Below are 22,570 nucleotides of genomic sequence, written 5' to 3'. Positions count from 1 at the left end.
TGTTCAGCTTAGTTGCTCTTTGCATCCTCGCTGCTGATAGAGACACTTTGTAGTGCTTTTCGTGCCTGCTGTTTGCGCAGAAGCTGCCAGTGGGAAAGGACGGTTTTCGGCGCCCAGATCTGGGGTTCGGACGCTTCGAAGCCGTCCGCCAGCTCACGCTCGGCCACCGTGGCCCTGGCCAGCTTGAAGGCCTGTTCCAGATCGTCGGTCTGGTTCAGGGCCTGAGCGAACAGGGCATCGCCGAAGTAGGTGAAGTTGGCTTCTTCCGAGCAGCCGAAGGACACGCGGTCGGCGCGCGAAGCGGTCATGACCAGGGTGCGCTCGTCCTTGAGGGCAGGGATGAAGCCCCCCGAATAGCAAGACGAAATCACAATGATCTTGTCGCGGTTTTTCAGGGGGGCCAGCACGGCGGCGAGCTCGTCCGCCGGCAGGTCGGCCAGTTCCATGCGTGGCTGGTCGAGTACCAGCTCGTGCTCGCTGGTGCCGTGGCTGGTCAGGTAGATGAAGACCAGGTCTTCCGGGCCACTGCGTTCGGCCAGCGTCAGGGCCGCACGGCGCAGGTTTTCCCGGGTGGCCATGGGGCGGTCGATCAGGTGCTCGCGATGGTTGACCAGGCGGATCTGGCCGAACGCACCGAAACGGCTGGCGAGCATGTTGCTGACGTAATCGGATTCGCGCAGGAACACGCTTTGCTTGCCGTCGCCACCAAGGGTCAGGGTGTACAGCTCGACCGCCGGTGTGGAGGCCGGCACATTGGCCAGCGCGTCATCGAGCAGGCGACCCTGGGCCAGCAGCCCGAGCTCGAGGCTGTCGGGCAGCAGCTTGCCGTCGGCGTCGCGCACCCGTTGGCCATTGGCCCAGATACCGCTCTGCACGGTGCCATCGGTCAGCACCAGGGTGCCACGACCCTTATAGCTGTCGGCGTCGAACTGGCCGATGTAGAAGCTGCCATCGGACAGGTTCAGCCGGCCCTGGCCACTGAAGCGCCAGTCGACGAACTGGCCGATGTAATGGCTGCCGTCGGCACCGATCAGCTCACCCTTGCCGTTCAGCGAGCCTTCCTTGAACTGGCCCAGCCAGACATCGCCATCGGCGTTCTCGTAGCGGCCTTTGCCGTGCAACTGGTTGTTCTTGAACCCGCCCACGTAGATATCGCCGTCGGCGCTGTTGAAGGTTCCGACGCCCTCGAGCTGGCCGTCCTTGAAGTGGCCGGTGAACTGATTGCCGCTGGCATCGCCGCGCTGGCCTTCGCCGTTGGGTTTGCCGTGGGCGAACTGACCCTGGTAGGAACTGCCGTCTTCGAGTTCAAGGCGTCCGAGGCCTGAATACTGGTCGGCCTTGAATTCGCCACGGTAAGTCATACCGTTTTCCTTGAGGCTGCCTTCGCCTTCGCGCCGACCCGCCTTGAATCCGCCGGTGTAGCTACTGCCGCTGGTGGTCAGCGTGCCCTGGCCGTCGAACAGGCCCTGGTTGAAATTGCCGCGATAGACTTCGCCGTTGCTGCCATGCCATTCGCCCTGGCCATGCCATTGGCCCTTGTCGAAACTGCCGGCGTACCAGCTGCCGTTGGGGTAATCGACGCGCCCCTGGCCTTGCAGCAACCCGTCGACCAGGTCGCCCCGGTAACGTCCACCGTCCGGCAGGCGCGCGTCGGGAGGCAACAGCGATTCGCCGTCGCCGCAAGCGGTGAGCATCAGGGTCAGGGCGAGGAGTGCAAGTGAGCGCATAGCGGGATCCGGGCAATTAGGCGACCGAGTATGCCGCAGCTCAATGGCTTATATATAGAGAGAGGTCGCGAAACAGCATGCGCTGCTTCGCATCCCGCAGGTTTTACACGAAGCAGAGGGACAGCGGCTCGGCGATATAGGCCGGTTTTTCCGAACCTTCGATCTCCAGCGTGGCGGTGGCCTTGAGCAGCCATTGGCCGGGTTTCTTCTCGGTGACTTCGGTCAGGTCAACCTTGAGTCTCACCTTCGAGTCGACCTTGACCGGCTGGATGAACCGCACGCTGTCGAGGCCATAGTTGACCACCATCTTCAAGCCCTGCGGCAGGATGAGGATGTCTTCCATCAACTTGGGAATCAGTGACAACGACAGGAAGCCGTGGGCGATGGTGCTGCCAAAGGGGGTTTGCGCGGCCTTGACCGGATCGACGTGGATGAACTGATAGTCTCCAGTGGCTTCGGCGAACAGGTTGATGCGCGCCTGATCGATCGTGAGCCATTCGGAACGTCCAAGTTCCTTGCCGACATAGTCATTGAGCTCTGCAACGGGAACGTAGGGCATTGAGACTCTCCTTGTATTCATCGGTTTTATAGTTTTCAGGTGTGGAGATTTGACCTCCCGGATTACCACTTTAGATCACCATGGCCGATAACTCCGGTCAACCGACCATGCTTTTGGCGAATGCCGGTCCATAGCGCCGACATGCTTATAATGCCGGGCGTGAATTGACGGGGGAGAGGACCGATGTTGCTACGTGGCCTGACCTGGCTGGTGTTGTTCCAATTGCTGGGCACCGCCATCAACCATTTATGTCTACCGGTGTTGCCGGGGCCGATCATTGGCCTGCTGCTTCTGCTGGTGTACCTGATTTGCCGTGGGCAGGTGGGGGAGCCGCTGAGCCTGGCGGCCAGCAGCCTGCTGCGTTACCTGCCACTGCTGCTGGTGCCGCCGGCCGTGGGCGTGATGGTTTACGCCCAAGACATTGCGGCGGATTTCTGGGCGATTGTCGGCGCACTGGTGTTGTCACTGCTGCTGTCCATGGCCTTTGCCGGGGTGCTGATGCAGCGCATGGTCAAGCGGCACGCGCACCCCGAGGATGCGCAATGATCCTCGACTGGCAAGGCGCGTGGGCGTCGGTAATCCACCATCCGTTGTTCGGCATCGGCGTCACCCTTGGCGCCTATCAATTGGTGCTGGCGGCGTTCGAGAAAACCCGTTGGATCTTCCTGCAGCCCGTGCTGGTCTCCATGCTGTTGGTCATCGGCGTGCTGCTGGGCTGTGGCCTGACCTACGGCGAGTACCGCAAGAGCACCGAGATCCTCAGCATTCTGCTCGGCCCCGCCACGGTGGCGCTGGCCGTGCCGCTTTACCTCAATCTGCGGCGGATCCGTCAGTTGTTCTGGCCGATATTTACTACGCTGGTGATAGGCGGGGTAGTCGCCACGGGCATGGGCGTGCTGCTGGGCTGGTGGTTCGGCGCCGAGCACATGATCCTGATGACCATGGCGCCAAAGTCGGTGACCTCGCCCATTGCGATGCTCGTGGCCGAACAGATCGGTGGCGTCGCGGCGCTGGCGGCGGTGTTCGTGTTGATCACCGGGGTGATCGGGGCAATCTTCGGTCCGAGCCTGTTGACCCGGCTTGGCGTCCACAGCCCCGAGGCGCGAGGCATGGCGCTGGGCATGACGGCCCATGCGGTGGGGACGGCGGTGGCCATGCAGGAAAACGAAGAGTGCGGTGCCTTCGCGGCGCTGGCAATGAGTCTGATGGGCGTGGCCACGGCGGTGCTCCTGCCCCTGGCGGTGTCGATGGTGGTGTAAGGAAATGTCTATGAGCTTGCCGCTTTTCCCGCTGAACACGGTGCTGTTTCCCGGTTGCATCCTCGACTTGCAGATTTTCGAGGCACGCTACCTGGACATGATCGGTCGCTGCATGAAACAGGGCGGTGGTTTTGGCGTGGTGTGCATCCTTGATGGCGAAGAAGTCGGCATCGCCCCGGCGGGGTATGCGCTGGTCGGCTGTGAAGCCGTGATTACCGATTTCAAGCAGCAGGACAATGGACTGCTGGGCATTCGGGTGCAGGGCCGACGGCGTTTCAATGTGCTGAGCACCGACGTTCAGCGTGATCAACTGACCGTCGCCGAGGTCGAGTGGCTGGAAGACGAGCCCGAACAACCCTTGCAGGACGAAGATGCCGATCTGGTGGCCTTGCTCAAGGCCCTGGCCGAACACCCGATGGTCGAGGCATTGAACATGGGCACTGAAGCCACCGGTCAGCAGTCGCTGGCCAATCAATTGGCGTATCTGTTGCCGTTCGCCGAGGTGGACAAGATCGACCTCCTGCAACTGGATGACCCACAGCAACGACTGGATGCGATTCAGGCGCTGCTGGATGAATTGCAGGGCGAGTTGTTCGCCTGATCAGTAGGCGTATCTCACCATCGCATGGGGTAAATGCCTCAATGCGAAGAAACCGAACAGTGCCATCATCGCCGGCAGGATCAACCACCAGATTTTCGGCGGCATGGCACTGAGGGGCGCCTGGCGCTGGATCAGCCCCAGGCTCGCCGCACACACACAGGCCGCCAGCATGGCCCCGGCCAACACATCCGTCGGCCAGTGTGCGCCCAGATAAACCCGCGACAGCGCAATCGTCAGTGCCGGCAGGCAGCCCAGCAGCAGCCAGGTCAGGCGCATGCGCGGAGGTTGTCCGCGACCGGCGAGGACCGCGAGGGTCAAAAACAGCGCGAAGGACCCGGAGGCATGACCACTGGGCATGCTGTAGCTCAACAGCGGGTCACTCAGCACCTCTGGACGCACGCGGGCGAAAAACTGCTTGGTAAACGTGTTGCCCAGTGCGGTGACGAGCAGGGTGCTGCCAGCAAAAATCGCCTGGCGCCATTGCCGTGTCAGGAGCAACAAGCCGGTCAAGAGGGCGCTGAACAGCAGCATGTTGCGAAACTCGCCGATCAGGGTAAAGGTCACGGCCACTTCATCGAGGGTCGAGCTGCGGTGTTCCTGCACCAGGGTCATGACGCCCTGATCGAGGGCGCTCAGGTGCGGGTAACCGATAAACAGCCCTGCCAGAATCAGCAGGCTCATGCCGGCAATCAGGATCGTCGCCTTGCGATGCCGACGCAGGCTGCTGGTCACGCTCAAGCCGATCATCACCGCGATGCTGCCCGCGACTATCCCGGCTTGGGGCCAGAAACCTTCCGGCAGCGGCAGGCGGATGGCGGCGCCCGTGGCCCAGCCCGGCAGCAGGTAGGCGACGCTCCAGCCCGCAGCGGCCAGCAGGCTGACAGCAGCGAAGCGTGGGAAGGGCATGTCGAACATGCCGGCGACCATTGGCAGCATGGGGCGCAATGGCCCGATAAAGCGTCCGACCAGCAGGCTGGCGATGCCATAGCGCTGGAAATAGGCCTCGGCACCGGCGATCCATTCGGGGTGATGGCGCAGGCCGGGCAGGCGCCGGATGTTCTGATGGAAATGGCGTCCGATGAAGTAGGAAACAATATCGCCCAGCACCCCGGCGACGAATCCCAGCAGCAAGGTTTCGCTCAATGACAACGCGCCGCTGCCGGCCAGCACCGCGACGGCGAACAGCATCACCGTACCGGGGACGATCAACCCGGCGATCGCCAGACATTCGACGAAGGCTACGATGAACACCGCTGCGGCCAGCCACTGAGGGTTTGCCGCCAGCCATCCGGTCACGCTATCGAGCCATGGGCCCATAAAAACAACTCCATTGAAATTTTGTAATCGTCCCGGGGAGACAAACTCGGGCCCTTGGGGGAGCGAGTCTGCTCGCGATCAGGGTTTTTCAGGCGGCATGGATTGACCTGCCAGGCCTTCTTCGCGAGCAAGCCCGCTCTCACAGGCTCTGTGGATACTTCAAACGTTCTCAGGTCAGCAAAAAGTAATCGCGACCTTCGACCTGCCCCCGTCGCAGCGGGTTCCGTGTGCAGTAGGGCGCGTAGGCCGCATCGACGAAGCGATACATCAAATGCTCGTCGCGGCCGTGTGGAATGCCCAGGCGGGTGGTTTGAATGATATGACCAGGCACCGGGCCGACATCCTCCACCAACAGCACTTCATGGTCAAAACGCTTGGCGTCCCACACCGGCACCTTCAAACCCAACGCCTTGCACAGCAGTGTCTGCCCGGCGCAGAGTTTTTGCGACGGGCGCGGGCGGCCCTGGGCATCGGGGTTGTTCAACAGCATTTGCGCCAGGCTGACGGGGCCGCTTATTTCATCGACCCACGGATAGGCGGATTTGATCAACACCGCGTTGCCAGGACCCTGTGCGCTGAAGTTCAGGGAATCGCCGCCACGGGCGTAGTACATATAGATGTGCCCACCATCCAGAAACAAAGCCTTACGCTTTTCTGTATAGCCGAGGGAGGCATGGCTGCCTTTTTCCTCGAAATAATACGCTTCGGTCTCGATGATCCGGGCGCTGAGCCACAGTTCGCCGACCCGATGACGGATGACCTTGCCGAGCAGATCCCGGGCCAGGGTTTGTGCGTCGCGGTCGAAGAATGCGTCGGGAAGCCCGATGGGCAGGCTTGCGGCCGGTGCCTGAACGGTCAGATTGGACATGATGATCGGTGAAGGTCAGGGCTGATTGAGCCGGGATGATAACAATTTGCAGCTTAATCACGGCTGAACGTCGGCAAATGGTCCTCCATTTCGACCATCCGCCCGTCACCGCTGTTAGTCGGTGGACGCGACAGCTATAATCTGCCGCTTTCTCTTTACCAAGACCTTCAGCAAAGACCGCCATCGACCATGACTGAGTCCGTTCTCGACTACATGACCCGCCTGGGTCGCGCTGCCCGCGAGGCATCGCGCATCATCGGCCGAGCCAGCACTGCGCAGAAGAACCGCGCCTTGCAGGCCGCTGCCAATGCGCTGGATGCCGCGCGTGCCGAGCTCACGGCTGCCAACGAACTGGACCTGGCGGCGGGTCGTGCCAATGGTCTGGAGCCGGCACTGCTGGAGCGCCTGGCACTGACGCCGGAGCGCATCGACGGCATGATCGTCGGTTTGCGCCAGGTCGCTGCCTTGCCGGACCCGGTCGGTGCCATTCGTGACATGAGCTTCCGCCCGTCGGGGATCCAGGTCGGCAAGATGCGTGTGCCGCTGGGCGTGATCGGGATCATCTACGAATCCCGGCCCAACGTGACCATCGATGCCGCCAGCCTGTGCCTGAAGTCCGGCAATGCGACCATCCTGCGCGGCGGCTCCGAAGCCATTCATTCCAATCGAGCCATCGCCGCCTGCATTCAGCGGGGCCTGGCCGAGGCCGACCTGCCGGCGGCCGTCGTGCAAGTGGTCGAGACCACTGACCGTGCCGCCGTCGGCGCGCTGATCAGCCTGCCTGAATACGTCGATGTCATCGTGCCCCGTGGCGGCCGTGGCCTGATCGAGCGTGTCAGCCGCGACGCGCGGGTGCCGGTGATCAAGCACCTGGACGGCATCTGCCATGTCTACGTCAGTGCCCACGCCGACCTGCCGAAGGCCCGGCGCATCGCTTTCAACGCCAAGACATACCGCTATGGCATCTGCGGCGCGATGGAAACCCTGCTGGTGGATCAAGCCATCGCCAAGGACTTCCTGCCCGCCATGGCCGCGCAGTTCCGCGAAAAAGGCGTCGAGTTGCGCGGCTGCGAGCGCACCCGGGCGATCATCGAGGCGGCCGTGGCCACCGAGGACGACTGGCACACCGAATACCTGGCGCCGATCCTCTCGATCCGCGTCGTCGACGGGCTGGATCAGGCCATCGACCACATCAATCGCTACGGCTCGCATCACACCGACTCGATTGTCAGCGAGCACCAGGGCGACGCCAGGCGTTTCGTGGCTGAAGTCGATTCGTCGTCGGTGATGATCAACACGCCGACCTGCTTCGCCGATGGTTTCGAATACGGATTAGGTGCCGAGATCGGCATTTCTACTGATAAGCTGCACGCCCGCGGCCCGGTGGGCCTTGAAGGCCTGACCTGCGAGAAGTACATCGTGGTCGGTGATGGCCAGCTGCGCGGCCAGGCGTCGGTCTGACTTGAGCGACCTCGAGCCGGCGGCCGTTGTGCCGCGACGCATCGGTGTACTGGGCGGAACGTTCGACCCGGTGCACATCGGTCACCTGCGGGGGGCGCTGGAAGTCGCCGAATCGCTGGCGCTCGATGAATTGCGACTGACACCCAGTGCCAGGCCGCCCCATCGGGATACGCCGCAGGTGTCGGCGCAGGACCGTCTGGCGATGGTCGAGTGCGCGGTGGCCGGTGTGGCGCCGTTGGTGGTGGACGCCCGCGAATTGCAGCGGGACAAACCGTCCTACACCATCGATACCCTGGAATTGATGCGGGCCGAGCTGGCCGCGCAAGACCAGGTTTTTCTGCTTTTGGGCTGGGACGCATTTTGCGGCCTGCCCACTTGGCACCGCTGGGACGAGTTGCTCCAGCATTGCCACATCCTGGTGTTGCAACGCCCGGATGCCGACAGCGAACCGCCGGATGCCTTGCGCAACCTGCTGGCAGCGCGCTCGGTGAGCGACCCGCTGGCCCTCAAGGGGCCGAGCGGACAGATTGCATTCGTCTGGCAGACGCCGCTCGCGGTATCCGCCACCCAGATCCGTCAACTGCTGGCCAGCGGTAAGTCGGTACGTTTCCTGGTGCCCGACGCGGTCCTGGCCTACATCGATGCGCACGGACTGTACCGTGCGTCGAACTGAAAAAGGGTGCGCTTCAAGGCACGTGAATGCGTGTAGCGAAGCGCCCGAACATACGAGCAAAACGAGTTTTATATGACTGACAAAGACGTAGCTAAAGTTAAGCGCAAAGGCACATTCAAGAGCGCCCCGCTGCCGGTGGAACCGCAAACCGGCGAAGTGCTGGCCGGCGAAGAGCTGGTCAAGGTCGCCGTGGCGGCCCTGGAAGACGTCAAGGCCCAGGACATCCAGGTGATCGACGTTCGCGACAAGCAGAGCATCACCGACTACATGATCATCGCCACCGGTACCTCCAACCGCCAGATCGGCGCGATGCTGGACAAGGTCCGCGAAGCGGTCAAGGCCAAGGGTGTCAAGCCGCTGGGCGAAGAAGGCAAGGGCGACAGCGACTGGGTATTGCTGGATATGGACGACGTCATCGTGCACATGATGACCGCCTCGGCTCGCCAGTTCTATGACCTGGAGCGCCTGTGGGCCGGTGCCGAGCAGAGCCGTTCGGCCAGCGGTGCGCATCACAGCCCGGAAAATCCCCATGAGCATTTCACCAAGCTCAACAAAGACCAGCAGTAAGGGACCGCTGTGCGACTGCGACTGATCGCCGTCGGTTCACGCATGCCCAAGTGGGTGGAAGAAGGCTGGCATGAATATGCCAAGCGTCTTCCGTCCGAGCTGGCACTGGAACTGGTGGAAATACCGCTCAACACCCGTGGCAAGAACGCCGATGTGGCGCGCTTCATCCGCCAGGAAGGCGAAGCCATGCTGGCCAAGGTCGGGCAGAACGAGCGGATCGTCACCCTCGAAGTCCACGGCAAGCCCTGGAGCACCGAGCAACTGGCGGTCGAGCTCGACCGCTGGCGGCTGGACTCGCGCACGGTGAATTTCATGGTCGGCGGCCCCGAGGGGCTGGCGCCGGAAGTCTGTGCGCGGGCGGATCAGCGTTGGTCGCTGTCGCCCCTGACGTTGCCGCACCCGCTGGTGCGGATTCTGATCGGCGAACAGCTGTACCGTGCCTGGACAGTCCTGTCCGGCCACCCTTACCACAAGTAGTTCTGCCCCATGTCCCAGCCGATCCGCATCAAGGACCACGAAAAAGACGCCCGCCTGGTGCGCGGCCGCGTCGTGTTCGGGGCAATTGCGGTGGTGGCGCTGATCGGTGTGCTGATTGCGCGCCTGTATTTCCTGCAGGTGATCCAGTACGACTATCACTCGACCCTGTCGGAAAACAACCGCGTCCATGTTCAGCCGATTCCGCCCACCCGCGGGTTGATCTTCGACCGTAATGGCGTGGTGGTGGCGGACAACCGCCCCAGCTTCAGCCTGAGCATGACCCGCGAGCGTTCCGGCGACTGGCAGCAAGTGCTCGATGTGATCGTCGAAGTGCTGGAACTGACGCCCGAGGACCGGGTGATCTTCGAGAAGCGCATGCGCCAGGGGCGTCGGCCCTTCGAGCCAGTGCCGATCCTGTTCGAGCTGACCGAAGAGCAGATCGCGCGCATTGCCGTGAACCAGTTCCGCCTCCCGGGCGTGGAAGTGGTCGCCCAGCTGGTTCGGCATTACCCGCAGGGTGCGCACTTTGCCCATTCGGTGGGCTACATGGGGCGGATCAACGAAAAAGAGCTCAAATCCCTCGACCCGGTCAACTACAGCGGCACCCACCATATCGGCAAGACCGGCATCGAGCGTTTCTACGAGCCCGAGTTGCACGGCCAGGTGGGTTACGAGGAAGTCGAGACCAACGCCCGGGGCCGCGTGTTGCGGGTGCTCAAGCGTACCGATCCGATTCCGGGCAAGGACATTGTCCTGAGCCTGGACATCAAGTTGCAGGAAGCCGCCGAGCTTGCGCTGGGCGGGCGGCGGGGTGCGGTGGTGGCGCTGGACCCGGCGACAGGCGAAGTGCTGGCGATGGTCAGCCAGCCGAGTTTCGACCCGAACCTGTTCGTGACCGGCATCAGCTTCAAGGCCTACGCCGAGTTGCGCGACTCCATCGACCGGCCACTGTTCAACCGTGTGCTGCGGGGGCTGTACCCGCCGGGTTCGACCATCAAGCCGGCGGTGGCGATTGCCGGCCTGGACGCGGGCGTGGTCACCGCATCGTCCCGGGTGTTCGACCCCGGTTACTACCAGTTGCCCAACTATGACCACAAATACCGTAACTGGAACCGCACCGGCGACGGCTACGTGGACCTGGACACCGCCATCATGCGGTCCAACGACACCTACTTCTATGACCTGGCGCACAAGCTGGGGATCGACCGCTTGTCGGCCTACATGACCAAGTTCGGTATCGGCCAGAAAGTCTCCCTGGACATGTTCGAAGAGTCGCCGGGGTTGATGCCGTCCCGTGAGTGGAAGCGTGCGACCCGTCGCCAGGCCTGGTTCCCGGGCGAAACGCTGATTCTCGGGATCGGCCAGGGCTACATGCAGTCGACGCCGCTGCAACTGGCCCAGGCCACGGCGCTGGTCGCCAACAAAGGGGTGTGGAACCGTCCGCACCTGGCCAAGACCGTCGAAGGCGAGCGGCCCAAGGACGACAATCCGATGCCGGACATCGTCCTGCGCGACCCGTCCGACTGGAACAAGGTCAACCACGGCATGCAGCAGGTGATGCACGGTGCACGCGGAACGGCGCGCAAGGCCTCGATCGGCGCGCAATACCGGATCGCCGGCAAAAGTGGTACGGCCCAGGTGGTCGCGATCAAGCAAGGCGAAAAGTATGACCGTTCCAAGGTTCAGGAACGCCACCGCGACCACGCCCTGTTCGTCGGCTTCGCCCCGGCCGACAACCCGAAAATCGTGGTGTCGGTGATGGTCGAGAACGGCGAGTCCGGTTCCGGGGTCGCCGCGCCCGTGGTGCGCCAGGTCATGGACGCCTGGCTGCTGGACCAGGACGGTCGCTTGAAAGCCGAATACGCCAGCCCTATCAGTGCGGAGGCTACGGCCCGTGAAGAGTAATTTCGATCGCATCCTCTCCAGTGAGGATGTGATGCGTCGCCGCGCGACGCTGTTGCAACGCATGCACATCGACGGCCCGTTGCTGATCCTGCTGCTGACCCTCGCGGCCGGCAGCCTGTTCGTGCTGTATTCGGCCAGTGGGAAGAGCTGGGACCTGCTGGCCAAACAGGCCACTTCCTTTGGCATCGGCCTGACGTCGATGATCATCATCGCCCAGTTCGAGCCGCGCTTCATGGCCCGATGGGTGCCGTTGGGCTATGTGGCCGGCGTATTGCTGCTGCTGGTCGTGGACATCATGGGCCACAACGCCATGGGCGCCACCCGCTGGATCAACATCCCCGGGGTGATCCGCTTCCAGCCGTCGGAGTTCATGAAGATCCTGATGCCGGCCACCATCGCCTGGTACCTGTCCAAGCGCACCCTGCCGCCGCAGCTCAAGCACGTGGGGGTCAGCCTGATGCTGATCGGGGTGCCGTTCATCCTGATCGTGCGCCAGCCGGACTTGGGCACGTCGCTGCTGATTCTGGCCGGCGGTGCCTTCGTGCTGTTCATGGGCGGGCTGCGCTGGCGCTGGATTCTCAGCGTACTGGCGGCGACGGTGCCGGTCGCGATCGCCATGTGGTTTTTCGTCATGCACGACTACCAGAAGCAGCGCGTGCTGACGTTCCTGGACCCGGAAAGCGATCCGCTGGGCACCGGCTGGAACATCATCCAGTCAAAAGCGGCCATCGGTTCCGGCGGCGTATTCGGCAAGGGCTGGCTGCTGGGCACCCAGTCGCACCTGGACTTTCTCCCGGAAAGCCACACCGACTTCATTATCGCGGTGCTGGGAGAGGAGTTCGGCCTGGTCGGTATCTGTGCATTGCTGCTGATTTATCTGTTGCTGATCGGTCGTGGCCTGGTGATTACCGCCCAGGCGCAGACGCTGTTCGGCAAATTGCTGGCCGGTGCCCTGACCATGACCTTTTTTGTTTACGTTTTCGTCAACATCGGTATGGTCAGTGGCCTGTTGCCGGTTGTGGGGGTGCCGTTGCCGTTCATTAGCTACGGAGGAACTTCGCTGGTGACGCTGCTGTCAGCGTTTGGGGTTTTGATGTCGATCCATACCCATCGCAAGTGGATCGCACAGGTTTGAATAAGGTGAAGAGTTCAATGCACGTAATGCATGGCTGGGCGACTCGATATGCGTCATGGGTCGGTCTGGTGAGCATCCTTGGCACCGCGCAGGACGCGTTCGCCGGCGATTACGAAGGTACTCCCCAAGTGGCTGAGTTCGTCGGCGAGATGACCCGCGACTACGGTTTTGCCGGCGAGCAGTTGATGGGCGTGTTCCGCGAGGCCGAGCGCAAGCAGTCGATTCTCGACGCCATTTCCAAGCCCGCCGAACGCGTCAAACAGTGGAACGAGTATCGCCCGATGTTCATCACCGACGCGCGCATCGCCCGTGGGGTGGATTTCTGGCGACAGCACGAGGCGGTATTGGCCCGGGCCGAGCAGGAATACGGCGTTCCGGCCCAGGTGATTGTCGCGATCATCGGTGTTGAGACCTTTTTCGGCCGCAATACCGGCAATTTCCGCGTGATTGATGCCCTGTCGACCCTGGGTTTCGACTATCCTCCCCGTGCCGAATTCTTCCGCAAGGAATTGCGTGAATTCCTGCTGCTGGCCCGGGAGGAGCAAGTCGATCCGTTGACCCTCAAGGGCTCCTACGCCGGGGCGATGGGCCTGCCGCAGTTCATGCCGAGCAGTTTCCGCGCCTATGCGGTGGATTTCGACGGTGACGGCCACATCAATATCTGGACCAATCCGGACGACGCCATCGGTAGTGTCGCCAGTTATTTCAAGCGTCACGGCTGGGTGGCCGGCGAGCCGGTGGTCAGTCGCGCCGATGTGCGCGGCGAGCAGGTCGACGAGGGGCTGACCACGGGCATCGAGCCGACGAAAACCGTCGGGGAGTTGCGGGCGCTGGGGTGGTCAAGTCATGATGCGCTGCGCGATGATATGCCGGTCACGGCATTCCGCCTGGAAGGTGACAACGGCCCGGAGTACTGGATGGGCCTGAAGAATTTTTACGCAATCACGCGTTATAACCGCAGCGTGATGTATGCCATGGCCGTACATCAACTGTCTGAACAGCTGGTCCAAGCACGGGGCGTCAAGTAATGCGGGCATTGCCTATGAATAAACCCCTGAAGCTGATGGCATTCGCCACCTTGGCGGTGCTGGTCGCCAGTTGTTCGACCAGCCGTTCGCCGACCCAGAAGTCATCTTCCACCGCCGTGCGCTCTGCGCCGGGGCTGGACATCAACCGTGCCCACAAGGATGGCGCACCGTGGTGGGACGTCGATGTCTCGCGTATCCCGGACGCCACGCCCACCCTGCACACCGGTCCCTACAAGGCCAACCCGTATACGGTGCTGGGCAAGACCTACTTCCCGTTGCAGGAGTCCAAGACCTACGTCGCCTCGGGTACGGCGTCGTGGTACGGCACCAAGTTCCACGGCCAGAACACCGCCAATGGCGAGGTATACGACCTGTACGGCATGAGTGCCGCGCACAAGACCCTGCCGCTGCCCAGTTATGTTCGGGTGACCAACCTGGACAACAACAAGACCGTGATCCTGCGGGTCAACGACCGTGGCCCGTTCTACTCGGACCGCATCATCGACCTGTCCTACGCTGCCGCGAAGAAACTCGGCTACGCCGAAACCGGCACGGCGCGGGTCAAGGTCGAAGGCATCGACCCGCAAACCTGGTGGGCACAGCGGGGTCGTCCGGCGCCATTGATGCTCAACGAGCCGCAGGTCGCGCAGAATAACGCGCCGGTGATCACGGCGTCGGCCGGGACCGTCGAGCAATGGACGCCACCGCCGCAGCAACATGCCGCGGCCGTCGTGCCGGTGCAGATCGATGCAAAAAAAAACGCTTCTGCACCAGCGTCTGGCCAGTATCTGCAGGTGGGCGCGTTCGCCAACCCGGACGCTGCAGAACTCCTGAGGTCGAAGCTCAGCGGGATGGTGAGCGCGCCGGTGTTCATCAGCTCGATCGTGCGCAACCAACAGACACTGCATCGGGTGCGCCTGGGGCCGATCGGTTCGCCGGGTGAGATCCAGCAAGTGCAGAACAGCGTGCGACTGGCCAACCTCGGTTCGCCGAGCGTGGTCACCGCCGAGTAATACGTAGTGCTTGATTGACGGTTCATTTGCTGTTTGGGGGATGAACCAGGTTGTTGGCTCGTTGAAGAACAAAAGCCCGGCCAGGGTGACAGAGTGAACGACTGAACACGCGATGACCCCAGGGTTGTCTGATTAGTTTTGCCCTAGGGCAGTTTCCATTAGCGATTTCGAGAGACGGATGAACATCACCACCTTTGCCAAACGCCTGTGCCTTCTAGTCCCGCTGCTACTTTCGCCGGCCGCCTTCGCGGTCGAGATGATGCCGTCGCCGCCACAACTGGCCGCCAAAGCCTATGTGCTCATGGATGCCAGCAGTGGCAACGTGCTGGTCGAGAACAACGGTGACCAGCGTCTGCCGCCTGCCAGCCTGACCAAGCTGATGACCGCGTACATCGCGACCCTGGAAATCCGTCGTGGCCAGATCGGCGAGAACGACCCGGTGACCGTCAGCGAGAACGCCTGGCGTACCGGTGGTTCGCGGATGTTCATCAAGGTCGGTTCGCAGGTTACGGTCAGCGACCTGCTGCACGGCATCATCATCCAGTCGGGCAACGACGCCAGCGTTGCGCTGTCCGAGCACATCGCCGGCAGCGAAGACGCCTTTGCCGACATGATGAACAAAACCGTGGCCGACCTGGGCATGACCAACAGCCACTTCATGAACCCGACCGGCCTGCCGAACCCCGAGCATTACTCGTCGGCCCATGACATGGCCGTGCTGGCTCGCGCGATCATCCACGAAGACCCGGCTCACTATGCGATCTACTCGCAAAAAGAGTTCTTCTGGAACGGCATCAAGCAACCCAACCGCAACCTGCTGCTGTGGCGCGACAAGACCGTCGACGGCCTGAAAACCGGCCACACCGAAGAAGCCGGTTACTGCATGGTGTCTTCGGCCGTGCGTGATGGCATGCGCCTGATCGCCGTGGTGTTCGGCACCAACAGCGAAGTGGCACGTGCTGCCGAAACCCAGAAGCTGCTGACCTACGGTTTCCGTTTCTTCGAAACCCAGACCTTCTACCAGAAAGGCACCGAGCTGGCTCAGGCACCTGTGTGGAAAGGCACCACCAATCAAGTCAAGGCCGGCCTGGCTGAAGACCTGACCATGACCCTGCCCAAAGGCCAGCTGAAAAAGCTCGCTGCCAGCATGACCATGAACCCGCAACTGGTTGCGCCCATCGCCAAAGGCGACGTGATCGGTAAAGTCGAAGTCAAACTGGACGACAAGGTGGTGCACAGCGCCGACCTGATCGCTCTGGACGGCGTCGAAGAGGGTGGTATCTTCCGCCGCATGTGGGATAGCATCCGTCTATTCTTCTACGGCTTGTTCAACTGATCAGTGTGCACCTGCATGGCCCCGCGCTCATCCGGCGTGGGGCTATGCCCGTCGCCACGGCTTACGCTTACGAGGCCGTTACGCCATGACCGATACCGAAGTAAAGGCGCCCAAGATCGAATTCCCTGCCAATGATTATCCGGTTAAGGTGATCAGCGACACGGGTGTGGGCAACAAGGACAAGATCATCGACATCGTCCGCAAGCACGCTAAGATCAATGATGAGCGTGTGGACGAGCGTCAAAGCAGCAATGGCAAATACACCACGATTCAGTTGCACATCGTCGCCACCGACCAGGACCAGCTGTACAACATCAACAGCGAACTTCGGGCCACCGGCTTCGTGCACATGGTGCTGTGATGTCTGACACGCTGGGCTTTCGCGAGCTCGGCCAGATGGCTTACGAGCCCGTCTGGCATGCCATGCAACGCTTTACCAACGAACGCGGCAGCGATGCCGCCGACGAGATCTGGCTGGTGGAGCACCCACCGGTATTCACCCAGGGACAGGCCGGCAAGGCCGAGCACCTGTTGCTGCCGGGAGACATCCCGGTGGTGCAGGTCGATCGGGGTGGCCAGGTGACCTATCACGGCCCCGGCCAGTTGGTGGCCTATCTATTGCTCGATGTGCGCAAGCTCGGTTTCGGCGTACGTGAGCTGGTCACCCGCATGGAACGCTGCCTGATCGACTTGCTGGCCAGTTACGGCGTCAGTGCCGCGGCCAAGCCGGATGCGCCGGGGGTCTATGTCGACGGGGCGAAAATCGCGTCCCTGGGACTGCGGATTCGCCACGGTTGTTCATTTCATGGCCTGGCCCTGAACGTGGACATGAACCTGGAACCGTTTCGACGGATTAATCCCTGCGGCTACGCCGGGCTGGCGATGACCCAGCTGAGCGATCACGCAGGATCGATTGAATTTGCCGAGGTAAGTGCCCGGCTGCGCGCGCAGCTCGTCAAACACCTCGACTATGCTGAGCAGACGACCCTAACGGGCGGAATCGACTGATATGACTACTGATGCAGTGCAAACCATCATCCCGACGCAGGATGTCTCCGAGCGTCCGGCCCCGCGTGCCAAGGTTGAAGCCGGCGTCAAGCTGCGCGGCGCCGAGAAGGTTGCACGCATCCCGGTGAAGATCATCCCGACCACCGAACTGCCGAAGAAACCCGACTGGATCCGCGTGCGCATCCCGGTTTCCCCGGAAGTCGACCGGATCAAGGCGCTGCTGCGCAAGCACAAGCTGCACAGCGTCTGTGAAGAAGCGTCCTGCCCGAACCTGGGCGAGTGCTTCTCCGGCGGCACCGCGACCTTCATGATCATGGGCGACATCTGCACCCGTCGCTGCCCGTTCTGCGACGTGGGCCACGGTCGTCCGAAGCCACTGGACGTCAACGAGCCGGAAAGTCTGGCCATCGCCATCGCCGACCTTAAGTTGAAATACGTGGTGATCACTTCGGTGGACCGCGACGACCTGCGTGACGGCGGTGCCCAGCACTTTGCCGACTGCATCCGCGAGATCCGCAAGCTGTCGCCGAACGTCCAGCTCGAGACCCTGGTTCCGGATTACCGTGGTCGCATGGACATCGCGCTGCAAATCACTGCCGCCGAGCCGCCAGATGTGTTCAACCACAACCTGGAAACCGTGCCGCGCCTGTACAAGGCTGCGCGTCCGGGTTCGGATTACCAGTGGTCGTTGACCCTGCTGCAACGTTTCAAGCAAATGATGCCGCACATTCCGACCAAATCCGGCCTGATGCTCGGCCTGGGCGAGACGGACGAAGAAGTCATCGAGGTCATGAAGCGCATGCGCGAGCATGACATCGACATGCTGACCCTGGGCCAGTACCTGCAACCGTCACGCAGTCACTTGCCGGTGCAGCGTTTCGTCCACCCGGACACCTTCGCCTGGTTCGCCGAGGAAGGCTACAAGATGGGCTTCAAGAACGTCGCTTCCGGTCCTCTGGTACGTTCCTCGTACCACGCCGACGAGCAGGCGAAGCTGGTCAAGGCCGAGCTGATGTCGTCCTGATCGCGTAAAATACCCGCGGGGCCGCTCCGGTCTCGCGGGTTTTTTTTGCCTTTTCCGGGGGCAATGACGGTCTCTGCCGGCGTTGCCGTTGGGACAGCCCTTCTGTTTATCCCCGATCCTGACTACTGTGTGCTGATGTTTTGCGCAGGGAGATTCATGGATGACCGTTCGACCCACCCACACACTGTTTCCTCACACGCCGGTTCCGGCCTTGCCCGCGCAAGGGCTGATCGGTGTGATCGCGCCCGCCGGCCCGGCGGCCCTGGACACCGATAAAGCGCTGGCCTGGATGCGCGCTCGCGGTTATGCGCTACGGATCTTTCCCGGTGTCTACGAGCAGGATGGCTATCTGGCCGGCAGTGACGACGTGCGGCTCAACGACCTGCACGCCGCGTTCGCCGACGACGAGGTGGATGCGATCATCTGCCTGCGCGGCGGTTATGGCACACCGCGTCTGCTGGACCGTATCGATTTCGAGTTGCTGCAACGTCATGCCAAACCGTTTATCGGCTACAGCGACATCACGGCCCTGCACCTGGCGATCAACCGGTATGCGGGTTTCGTGACTTTTCATGGGCCGTTGCTCAATGCCGACCTGTTGGGCGGCAAGCAAAAGCCCACTGAGGCTTCCTTTTTCAACATGCTTCGGGGGCAGGTGAAGGCAGGGAGTACCCTGGCGCACCCGGTGGCCTACCCATTGTCCACCGTTGAGCCCGGCGTCGCTCACGGGCGTTTGCTCGGCGGCAACCTGTCGATGATCGCCGCGACCATGGGCACGCCTTACGAAATCGACGCCGAGGGCCTGATCCTGTTCATCGAGGACATCAACGAACCGTTGTATCGCATTGACCGGCTGCTGACTCATCTGCGCCTGGCCGGCACGCTCGGCAAGTTGCGCGGCGTGATCTGCGGGGACGTGGCGGGGGTGGAGAGGGCGGCGCTGGAGCGTCTGCTCAAGCAGACCTTCGAGCCGTTGCGCATACCGGTGCTGTCGGGTTGGCGCAGCGGGCATTGCGATCCGAACCTGACCTTGCCGATGGGGGCGCTGGTGCGGCTGGACGCGGGGAATCAGGAGTTGGTGCTGGAGCAGGATGTGGTCGTTCGGCGCTGAGGCAGGTTGTTCGACCTTCAGCTATCGCGGGCAGGCTCGCTCCCACAGGGTTTCCACCCTCCTTGTGGGAGCGAGCCTGCTCGCGATGCTTTCAGCGATTACGCAGGCCTTCGAGCAACTTGTGCGTCGGATACCCATCCGCCGGCCAGCCAAACGACTGCTGCGCACTGCGGATCGCCTTGCGCGTGTTGGCGCCAATGATCCCGTCCGCCGTCCCTGCGTCGTAATTCTGGGCGCTCAGCAGGTTTTGCAGCTCGATGCGTTCGGTGCGGCTCAGCGGCAAGTCATCCTTGGGCCAGGTGCCCGCGATCAGGCCGGCGCCGTTGAAACGTTCGGACAGCAGGCTCACGGCCAGGGCGTAGGACGAAGAGTTGTTGTACTTGAGGATCGCGCGGAAGTTGTCGAGCACGAGGAACGCCGGGCCGCGATAACCGGCGGGCAGCAGCAGCGCTGCCGACAGCTGTTCGGAGCCCGCTGGAGCCTGCGCACCGTTCGGTAGCCTGACCCCCAGTTGCTGCCATTCGGCGACGCTTTTGCGATTCGAGCCATCGGCCAGCACGTAGTTGAAACTGCCCGGCAACTGTACTTCGAAGCCCCACGGCTGGCCTTTCTGCCAACCGGAGCTTTGCAGGTAGTGCGCAGTCGACGCCAGGGCATCGGTGGCACTGCCCCAGATGTCGCGGCGACCGTCGCCATCGAAGTCCACGGCATGGGTGTTGTAGGTGGTCGGGATGAACTGGGTCTGGCCCATGGCGCCGGCCCAGGAGCCCAGCATCTTATCCGGCGCGATATCGCCCTGTTGCAGGATCTGCAGGGCGGCGATCAATTGCGCGTGGGCGAAGCCAGGGCGACGGCCTTCGTAGGCCAGGGTCGCCAGGGAGTTGATCACCGACTTGCTGCCCTGGAACTGGCCGAAGTTGCTCTCCATGCCCCACACCGCGACCAGGGCGCGACGGTCGACGCCATAACGCTGTTCGATGCTCTGCAGGATGTCCGAATACTGGCTGACCAGTGCCTGGCCTTTGCGCACGCGCAGCGGCGACAGGGCGCCATCGAGGTACTCCCACACCGGACGGGAAAATTCCGGCTGGCTGCGGTCGGCGCGGATCACGCTGGTGTCCAGGCTGACATTGGCGAAGGCGCGGTCGAACAGGTCGGCGCGAATGCCGGCAGCCAGGGCATCCTTGCGAAAGCCGGCCTGCCATTCGGCGAAGGTCTGCGTGGGCTGGATATCGAGGTTTTCGCCGGTCGGCACCACGGGAGGAACCACCGCAGGGGCTGACGAGACGGGCAGGGTCTGAAGCGGTTGGGCGTCGGCGGCGGTGGGTTTTTCCGCGCAGGCGACAAGCAGAATGAGGCTGGAGGCAGCAATCAATTGGCGCAGATGCCAACGACGAGTAATACAAAAGGGCATGCACGGGTCCAGGGAATACGAATCAGGTGCAGACCTTAACATGTTGAGCGTTGGCTTGCCTTTCAGGCCGCCAGAAAGTAAGAAGCCTCCCAGTTTTCAGACTGGAAGGCTTCGCGGCGGTAGCTGCCCTTGCCCTTGCCGGCTCGTTCCTGGCGGCTGCGGAACAGGGGTTGGGCGACGATGGACTTGGCCTTGTTGTGGCCATGGCGGGATGGCTTCTTGCTCATGGGCGGATCTCTCGATTGAGTGGTTTTTGCGCGGGGAATAATCTGCTCATATCAGGGTTCTGTCCAGACCCCGCATTGCGTAGGGCCTTTCTGACAACATCGTCGGACGCCCACAGGGTTTGCACGTGACCTGTGGGAGCGAGCCTGCTCGCGAAGCGATCGAATGCCTTACTCAGCCGGCAACGACAACCGTTGCCCGGCCATCAACAATGACAAGCGGCTCAGGCTCATCCACGGCGAGCCCGCGGCCTGGCCCTTGATCTGCGCATCGATGCGCTGCGCTTCCAGCAACAACTGCGCCCAGCGTTGTGCCGAGTACCGTTGCAGGGCCTTGCTCATCAACGGCTTGCGCTTGTCCCAGACCGGCGGTCGGGCCGAGCTGAACGCCTTGTCCAGCGGCACGCCCTGGCTGTATTGCAGCGACAGGTTGGCCAACAGGCGTAATTCACGGGCCAGGGCCCAGAGAATCACCGGTGGTTCGACACCTTCGCCGCGCAGGCCTTCAAGCATGCGCAGGGCGTGGGCGGCCTCGCCGTTGAGGATCGCATCGGTCAAGCCGAAGACGTCGAAACGCGCACTGTCGGCCACCGCCGCCTGGACGGTCTCGACGGTAATCTGCCCGGCTTCGGCCATCAGCTTGAGCTTTTCGATTTCCTGGGCGGCGGCCAGCAGGTTGCCTTCCACGCGGGCAGCGATCAGTTCCACGGCATCCTGGCTGGCGGAGAGACCGGCCTGGGACAGGCGCTGGCGGATCCAGCTCGGCAACTGGCTTTGATCCACCGGCCAGATTTGCACGAACTGGGTCTGCTGGCCTTCGACCAGGGCCTTGCCCCACTTGGTCTTCTGCGCACTGCCGTCGAGTTTCGGCAGGCTGATCAGCAGCAGCGTGTCCTCGGCCGGGCGCGAGCAGTACTCGATCAGTGCTGCAGCGCCCTTGTCCCCCGGCTTGCCGGAGGGCAGGCGCAACTCCAGCAGGCGTTTTTCCGCGAACAGCGACATGCTTGCGCCCGCCTGGAGCAAGGTGCCCCAGTCGAAGTTGGCGTCGGCGGCGAACACCTGGCGTTCGTCGAAACCCTGTTGGCGCGCGGCGGCCCGAATGGCGTCGGCGGCTTCCTGGCACAGCAGCGGGTCATCGCCGCTGATGACGTAGACCGGTGCGAGCGCGCCTTGCAGGTGTTTGGCGAGTTGGGCGGGGGCGAGTTTCATAAGAATGGGCGAACGGGGCGCCAGAGCGCCCCGTCAGTCTTATTGCTGCGGGATTTCGAGGGGCGACTGACGCGGGGTTTCCGCTTCAGCCTTCTGTGCAGCTTCCAGTGCCGCCGCTTCAGCCTTGGCCTTGGCTTCTGCGGTCTGTTGCAACTGATCCAGTCGAGCCGGGCTGAGCTGCTGCAGGCGCAGAATCATCCGCTGTACCAGTTCGCGCTGCATTTCACGACGCGCATCATTGGCCTCCTGGTCGGAGCCGACCAGATTGTTGCCGTCGTGGATGAAGACCTTCTGCACTTCCAGCTTGTCGCTCAGCAGCGGCAGGTTGCCGTGGTCGCGGATATCGTAGCTGAGCACCTTGGTGACCTGGTACTCACCGGTACGACCGGCGCCCGCGTAGCTGAGGATGCGCTGGGAGTCCTGCTCGTCAGTCAGGATCAGCTTGTAAGGTGCACCGGCAGAGACCTTGACGCCGCTGCTTTCCAGCACCTGGCGCAATTGCGTCACGGTTTCGCCATAGGCATTGCGGGCGCTCACGTCGAGCTCCTTGATCGCCAGTTCAGTGGTGCCGGTGCCACGCAGCTGGAAACCGCAGGCGCTCAACAGGACCGCGAGGCCCATCACCAGCAAATTGCGTTTGATCATCTTGTTGCT

Annotated in this window: 24 protein-coding genes; 16 read left to right on the top strand and 8 right to left on the bottom strand. The window is 62.5% G+C overall.

Annotated elements, in window-relative coordinates:
- Nucleotides 1–8: 8 nt before the first annotated feature.
- Both IB249_RS27570 and IB249_RS27565 read right to left on the bottom strand, forming a co-directional pair.
- Nucleotides 9–1,727 (bottom strand): C13 family peptidase, encoded by a 1,719-nt coding sequence (locus tag IB249_RS27570; protein WP_192309223.1) that lies wholly within the window; start codon nt 1,725–1,727, stop codon nt 9–11.
- A gap of 103 nt (nt 1,728–1,830) precedes the next feature.
- Nucleotides 1,831–2,286 carry a MaoC family dehydratase gene (locus IB249_RS27565; RefSeq protein WP_192309221.1) on the bottom strand — a complete coding sequence of 152 codons (456 nt, stop codon included), beginning with the start codon at nt 2,284–2,286 and terminating at the stop codon, nt 1,831–1,833.
- Between the two features lie 183 nt (nt 2,287–2,469).
- On the opposite strand from IB249_RS27565, the gene IB249_RS27560 reads away from it, so the two are divergent.
- The 3 genes from IB249_RS27560 to IB249_RS27550 are packed head-to-tail and all read left to right on the top strand — an operon-like array spanning nt 2,470 to nt 4,146.
- On the top strand, nt 2,470–2,832 hold the full coding sequence (locus tag IB249_RS27560) for a CidA/LrgA family protein (protein ID WP_192309218.1): 363 nt from the start codon (nt 2,470–2,472) through the stop codon (nt 2,830–2,832).
- Nucleotides 2,829–3,545 carry an LrgB family protein gene (locus IB249_RS27555; RefSeq protein WP_192309216.1) on the top strand — a complete coding sequence of 239 codons (717 nt, stop codon included), beginning with the start codon at nt 2,829–2,831 and terminating at the stop codon, nt 3,543–3,545. The genes IB249_RS27560 and IB249_RS27555 overlap by 4 nt, the downstream gene beginning before the upstream one ends.
- A gap of 10 nt (nt 3,546–3,555) precedes the next feature.
- Nucleotides 3,556–4,146, top strand: coding sequence for an LON peptidase substrate-binding domain-containing protein (locus tag IB249_RS27550; protein WP_192309214.1), 591 nt, complete (start codon nt 3,556–3,558; stop codon nt 4,144–4,146).
- Here IB249_RS27550 and IB249_RS27545 read toward each other — a convergent pair whose 3' ends face one another.
- Both IB249_RS27545 and IB249_RS27540 read right to left on the bottom strand, forming a co-directional pair.
- Entirely contained in the window at nt 4,147–5,463 is a 1,317-nt protein-coding gene (locus IB249_RS27545; protein ID WP_192309212.1) for a bifunctional DedA family/phosphatase PAP2 family protein, read from the bottom strand.
- Nucleotides 5,464–5,632: 169 nt separating this feature from the next.
- The gene (locus IB249_RS27540; RefSeq protein WP_192309210.1) at nt 5,633–6,331 is read right to left on the bottom strand and encodes a DNA-3-methyladenine glycosylase; all 699 of its coding nucleotides are present in this window, start codon (nt 6,329–6,331) and stop codon (nt 5,633–5,635) included.
- Nucleotides 6,332–6,520: 189 nt separating this feature from the next.
- Here IB249_RS27540 and IB249_RS27535 point away from each other — a divergent pair, with 189 nt between their 5' ends.
- The 13 genes from IB249_RS27535 (at nt 6,521) to IB249_RS27475 (ending at nt 19,069) form a co-directional block, all read left to right on the top strand.
- Nucleotides 6,521–7,792, top strand: a complete 1,272-nt coding sequence (locus IB249_RS27535; protein ID WP_192309208.1) for a glutamate-5-semialdehyde dehydrogenase — start codon at nt 6,521–6,523, stop codon at nt 7,790–7,792.
- 28 nt (nt 7,793–7,820) lie between these two features.
- On the top strand, nt 7,821–8,465 hold the full coding sequence (gene nadD / locus IB249_RS27530) for a nicotinate-nucleotide adenylyltransferase (protein ID WP_192309384.1): 645 nt from the start codon (nt 7,821–7,823) through the stop codon (nt 8,463–8,465).
- Nucleotides 8,466–8,537: 72 nt separating this feature from the next.
- On the top strand, nt 8,538–9,032 hold the full coding sequence (gene rsfS / locus IB249_RS27525) for a ribosome silencing factor (protein WP_192309206.1): 495 nt from the start codon (nt 8,538–8,540) through the stop codon (nt 9,030–9,032).
- A 9-nt stretch (nt 9,033–9,041) separates the two neighbouring features.
- Complete coding sequence (gene rlmH, locus IB249_RS27520; protein WP_009051038.1) at nt 9,042–9,509, top strand: 23S rRNA (pseudouridine(1915)-N(3))-methyltransferase RlmH; 468 nt, start codon at nt 9,042–9,044, stop codon at nt 9,507–9,509.
- A 9-nt stretch (nt 9,510–9,518) separates the two neighbouring features.
- Nucleotides 9,519–11,414 carry a penicillin-binding protein 2 gene (mrdA, locus tag IB249_RS27515; protein WP_192309204.1) on the top strand — a complete coding sequence of 632 codons (1,896 nt, stop codon included), beginning with the start codon at nt 9,519–9,521 and terminating at the stop codon, nt 11,412–11,414.
- A 31-nt stretch (nt 11,415–11,445) separates the two neighbouring features.
- Nucleotides 11,446–12,549: a rod shape-determining protein RodA gene (gene rodA, locus IB249_RS27510; protein ID WP_192309383.1), complete on the top strand. Its 1,104-nt coding sequence runs from the start codon at nt 11,446–11,448 to the stop codon at nt 12,547–12,549.
- 17 nt (nt 12,550–12,566) lie between these two features.
- Nucleotides 12,567–13,577, top strand: a complete 1,011-nt coding sequence (mltB, locus tag IB249_RS27505; RefSeq protein ID WP_192309202.1) for a lytic murein transglycosylase B — start codon at nt 12,567–12,569, stop codon at nt 13,575–13,577.
- Entirely contained in the window at nt 13,577–14,590 is a 1,014-nt protein-coding gene (locus IB249_RS27500) for a septal ring lytic transglycosylase RlpA family protein (protein ID WP_192309200.1), read from the top strand. Before mltB ends, IB249_RS27500 begins: the two co-directional genes overlap by 1 nt.
- 178 nt (nt 14,591–14,768) lie before the next feature.
- A complete protein-coding gene (locus IB249_RS27495) occupies nt 14,769–15,926 on the top strand; it encodes a D-alanyl-D-alanine carboxypeptidase family protein (RefSeq protein WP_192309198.1) in 1,158 nt (385 codons plus the stop codon).
- 85 nt (nt 15,927–16,011) lie between these two features.
- On the top strand, nt 16,012–16,287 hold the full coding sequence (locus IB249_RS27490; protein ID WP_077045559.1) for a DUF493 domain-containing protein: 276 nt from the start codon (nt 16,012–16,014) through the stop codon (nt 16,285–16,287).
- A complete protein-coding gene (gene lipB / locus IB249_RS27485) occupies nt 16,287–16,934 on the top strand; it encodes a lipoyl(octanoyl) transferase LipB (protein ID WP_192309196.1) in 648 nt (215 codons plus the stop codon). Before IB249_RS27490 ends, lipB begins: the two co-directional genes overlap by 1 nt.
- A 1-nt stretch (nt 16,935) precedes the next feature.
- Nucleotides 16,936–17,958: a lipoyl synthase gene (gene lipA, locus IB249_RS27480; protein ID WP_207195602.1), complete on the top strand. Its 1,023-nt coding sequence runs from the start codon at nt 16,936–16,938 to the stop codon at nt 17,956–17,958.
- 160 nt (nt 17,959–18,118) lie between these two features.
- Nucleotides 18,119–19,069 (top strand): S66 peptidase family protein, encoded by a 951-nt coding sequence (locus IB249_RS27475; protein ID WP_192309193.1) that lies wholly within the window; start codon nt 18,119–18,121, stop codon nt 19,067–19,069.
- Nucleotides 19,070–19,160: 91 nt separating this feature from the next.
- Here IB249_RS27475 and IB249_RS27470 read toward each other — a convergent pair whose 3' ends face one another.
- The 4 genes from IB249_RS27470 to lptE all read right to left on the bottom strand — a co-directional run bounded on the left by IB249_RS27470 (nt 19,161) and on the right by lptE (nt 22,561).
- Nucleotides 19,161–20,483, bottom strand: a complete 1,323-nt coding sequence (locus IB249_RS27470) for a lytic murein transglycosylase (protein ID WP_192309191.1) — start codon at nt 20,481–20,483, stop codon at nt 19,161–19,163.
- A gap of 62 nt (nt 20,484–20,545) precedes the next feature.
- The gene (gene arfA / locus IB249_RS27465) at nt 20,546–20,710 is read right to left on the bottom strand and encodes an alternative ribosome rescue factor ArfA (protein WP_192309189.1); all 165 of its coding nucleotides are present in this window, start codon (nt 20,708–20,710) and stop codon (nt 20,546–20,548) included.
- A gap of 168 nt (nt 20,711–20,878) precedes the next feature.
- The gene (holA, locus tag IB249_RS27460; RefSeq protein ID WP_192309187.1) at nt 20,879–21,916 is read right to left on the bottom strand and encodes a DNA polymerase III subunit delta; all 1,038 of its coding nucleotides are present in this window, start codon (nt 21,914–21,916) and stop codon (nt 20,879–20,881) included.
- A gap of 39 nt (nt 21,917–21,955) precedes the next feature.
- Nucleotides 21,956–22,561, bottom strand: coding sequence for an LPS assembly lipoprotein LptE (gene lptE / locus IB249_RS27455; RefSeq protein ID WP_192309185.1), 606 nt, complete (start codon nt 22,559–22,561; stop codon nt 21,956–21,958).
- Nucleotides 22,562–22,570: the final 9 nt, after the last annotated feature.

The organism is Pseudomonas sp. PDM04, from assembly GCF_014851765.1.
Classification (GTDB): Bacteria; Pseudomonadota; Gammaproteobacteria; order Pseudomonadales; family Pseudomonadaceae; genus Aquipseudomonas.
Note: the sequence above shows the minus strand (reverse complement) of the source record. Positions and strands in the feature narration are given on the sequence as shown.

What these genes read in the sequence shown, in the direction of transcription:
- IB249_RS27550 (WP_192309214.1), top strand. Translation starts at nt 3,556, where the DNA reads ATGAGCTTGCCGCTTTTCCCGCTGAACACGGTGCTGTTTCCCGGTTGC.
- holA (WP_192309187.1), bottom strand. Translation starts at nt 21,916, where the DNA reads ATGAAACTCGCCCCCGCCCAACTCGCCAAACACCTGCAAGGCGCGCTC.
- IB249_RS27560 (WP_192309218.1), top strand. Translation starts at nt 2,470, where the DNA reads ATGTTGCTACGTGGCCTGACCTGGCTGGTGTTGTTCCAATTGCTGGGC.
- IB249_RS27555 (WP_192309216.1), top strand. Translation starts at nt 2,829, where the DNA reads ATGATCCTCGACTGGCAAGGCGCGTGGGCGTCGGTAATCCACCATCCG.
- lipA (WP_207195602.1), top strand. Translation starts at nt 16,936, where the DNA reads ATGACTACTGATGCAGTGCAAACCATCATCCCGACGCAGGATGTCTCC.
- IB249_RS27570 (WP_192309223.1), bottom strand. Translation starts at nt 1,727, where the DNA reads ATGCGCTCACTTGCACTCCTCGCCCTGACCCTGATGCTCACCGCTTGC.
- IB249_RS27500 (WP_192309200.1), top strand. Translation starts at nt 13,577, where the DNA reads ATGCGGGCATTGCCTATGAATAAACCCCTGAAGCTGATGGCATTCGCC.
- lptE (WP_192309185.1), bottom strand. Translation starts at nt 22,561, where the DNA reads ATGATCAAACGCAATTTGCTGGTGATGGGCCTCGCGGTCCTGTTGAGC.
- rodA (WP_192309383.1), top strand. Translation starts at nt 11,446, where the DNA reads ATGCGTCGCCGCGCGACGCTGTTGCAACGCATGCACATCGACGGCCCG.
- lipB (WP_192309196.1), top strand. Translation starts at nt 16,287, where the DNA reads ATGTCTGACACGCTGGGCTTTCGCGAGCTCGGCCAGATGGCTTACGAG.
- IB249_RS27470 (WP_192309191.1), bottom strand. Translation starts at nt 20,483, where the DNA reads ATGCCCTTTTGTATTACTCGTCGTTGGCATCTGCGCCAATTGATTGCT.
- IB249_RS27475 (WP_192309193.1), top strand. Translation starts at nt 18,119, where the DNA reads ATGACCGTTCGACCCACCCACACACTGTTTCCTCACACGCCGGTTCCG.
- IB249_RS27540 (WP_192309210.1), bottom strand. Translation starts at nt 6,331, where the DNA reads ATGTCCAATCTGACCGTTCAGGCACCGGCCGCAAGCCTGCCCATCGGG.
- IB249_RS27535 (WP_192309208.1), top strand. Translation starts at nt 6,521, where the DNA reads ATGACTGAGTCCGTTCTCGACTACATGACCCGCCTGGGTCGCGCTGCC.
- IB249_RS27545 (WP_192309212.1), bottom strand. Translation starts at nt 5,463, where the DNA reads ATGGGCCCATGGCTCGATAGCGTGACCGGATGGCTGGCGGCAAACCCT.
- mrdA (WP_192309204.1), top strand. Translation starts at nt 9,519, where the DNA reads ATGTCCCAGCCGATCCGCATCAAGGACCACGAAAAAGACGCCCGCCTG.
- IB249_RS27565 (WP_192309221.1), bottom strand. Translation starts at nt 2,286, where the DNA reads ATGCCCTACGTTCCCGTTGCAGAGCTCAATGACTATGTCGGCAAGGAA.
- arfA (WP_192309189.1), bottom strand. Translation starts at nt 20,710, where the DNA reads ATGAGCAAGAAGCCATCCCGCCATGGCCACAACAAGGCCAAGTCCATC.
- IB249_RS27490 (WP_077045559.1), top strand. Translation starts at nt 16,012, where the DNA reads ATGACCGATACCGAAGTAAAGGCGCCCAAGATCGAATTCCCTGCCAAT.
- mltB (WP_192309202.1), top strand. Translation starts at nt 12,567, where the DNA reads ATGCACGTAATGCATGGCTGGGCGACTCGATATGCGTCATGGGTCGGT.
- IB249_RS27495 (WP_192309198.1), top strand. Translation starts at nt 14,769, where the DNA reads ATGAACATCACCACCTTTGCCAAACGCCTGTGCCTTCTAGTCCCGCTG.
- rsfS (WP_192309206.1), top strand. Translation starts at nt 8,538, where the DNA reads ATGACTGACAAAGACGTAGCTAAAGTTAAGCGCAAAGGCACATTCAAG.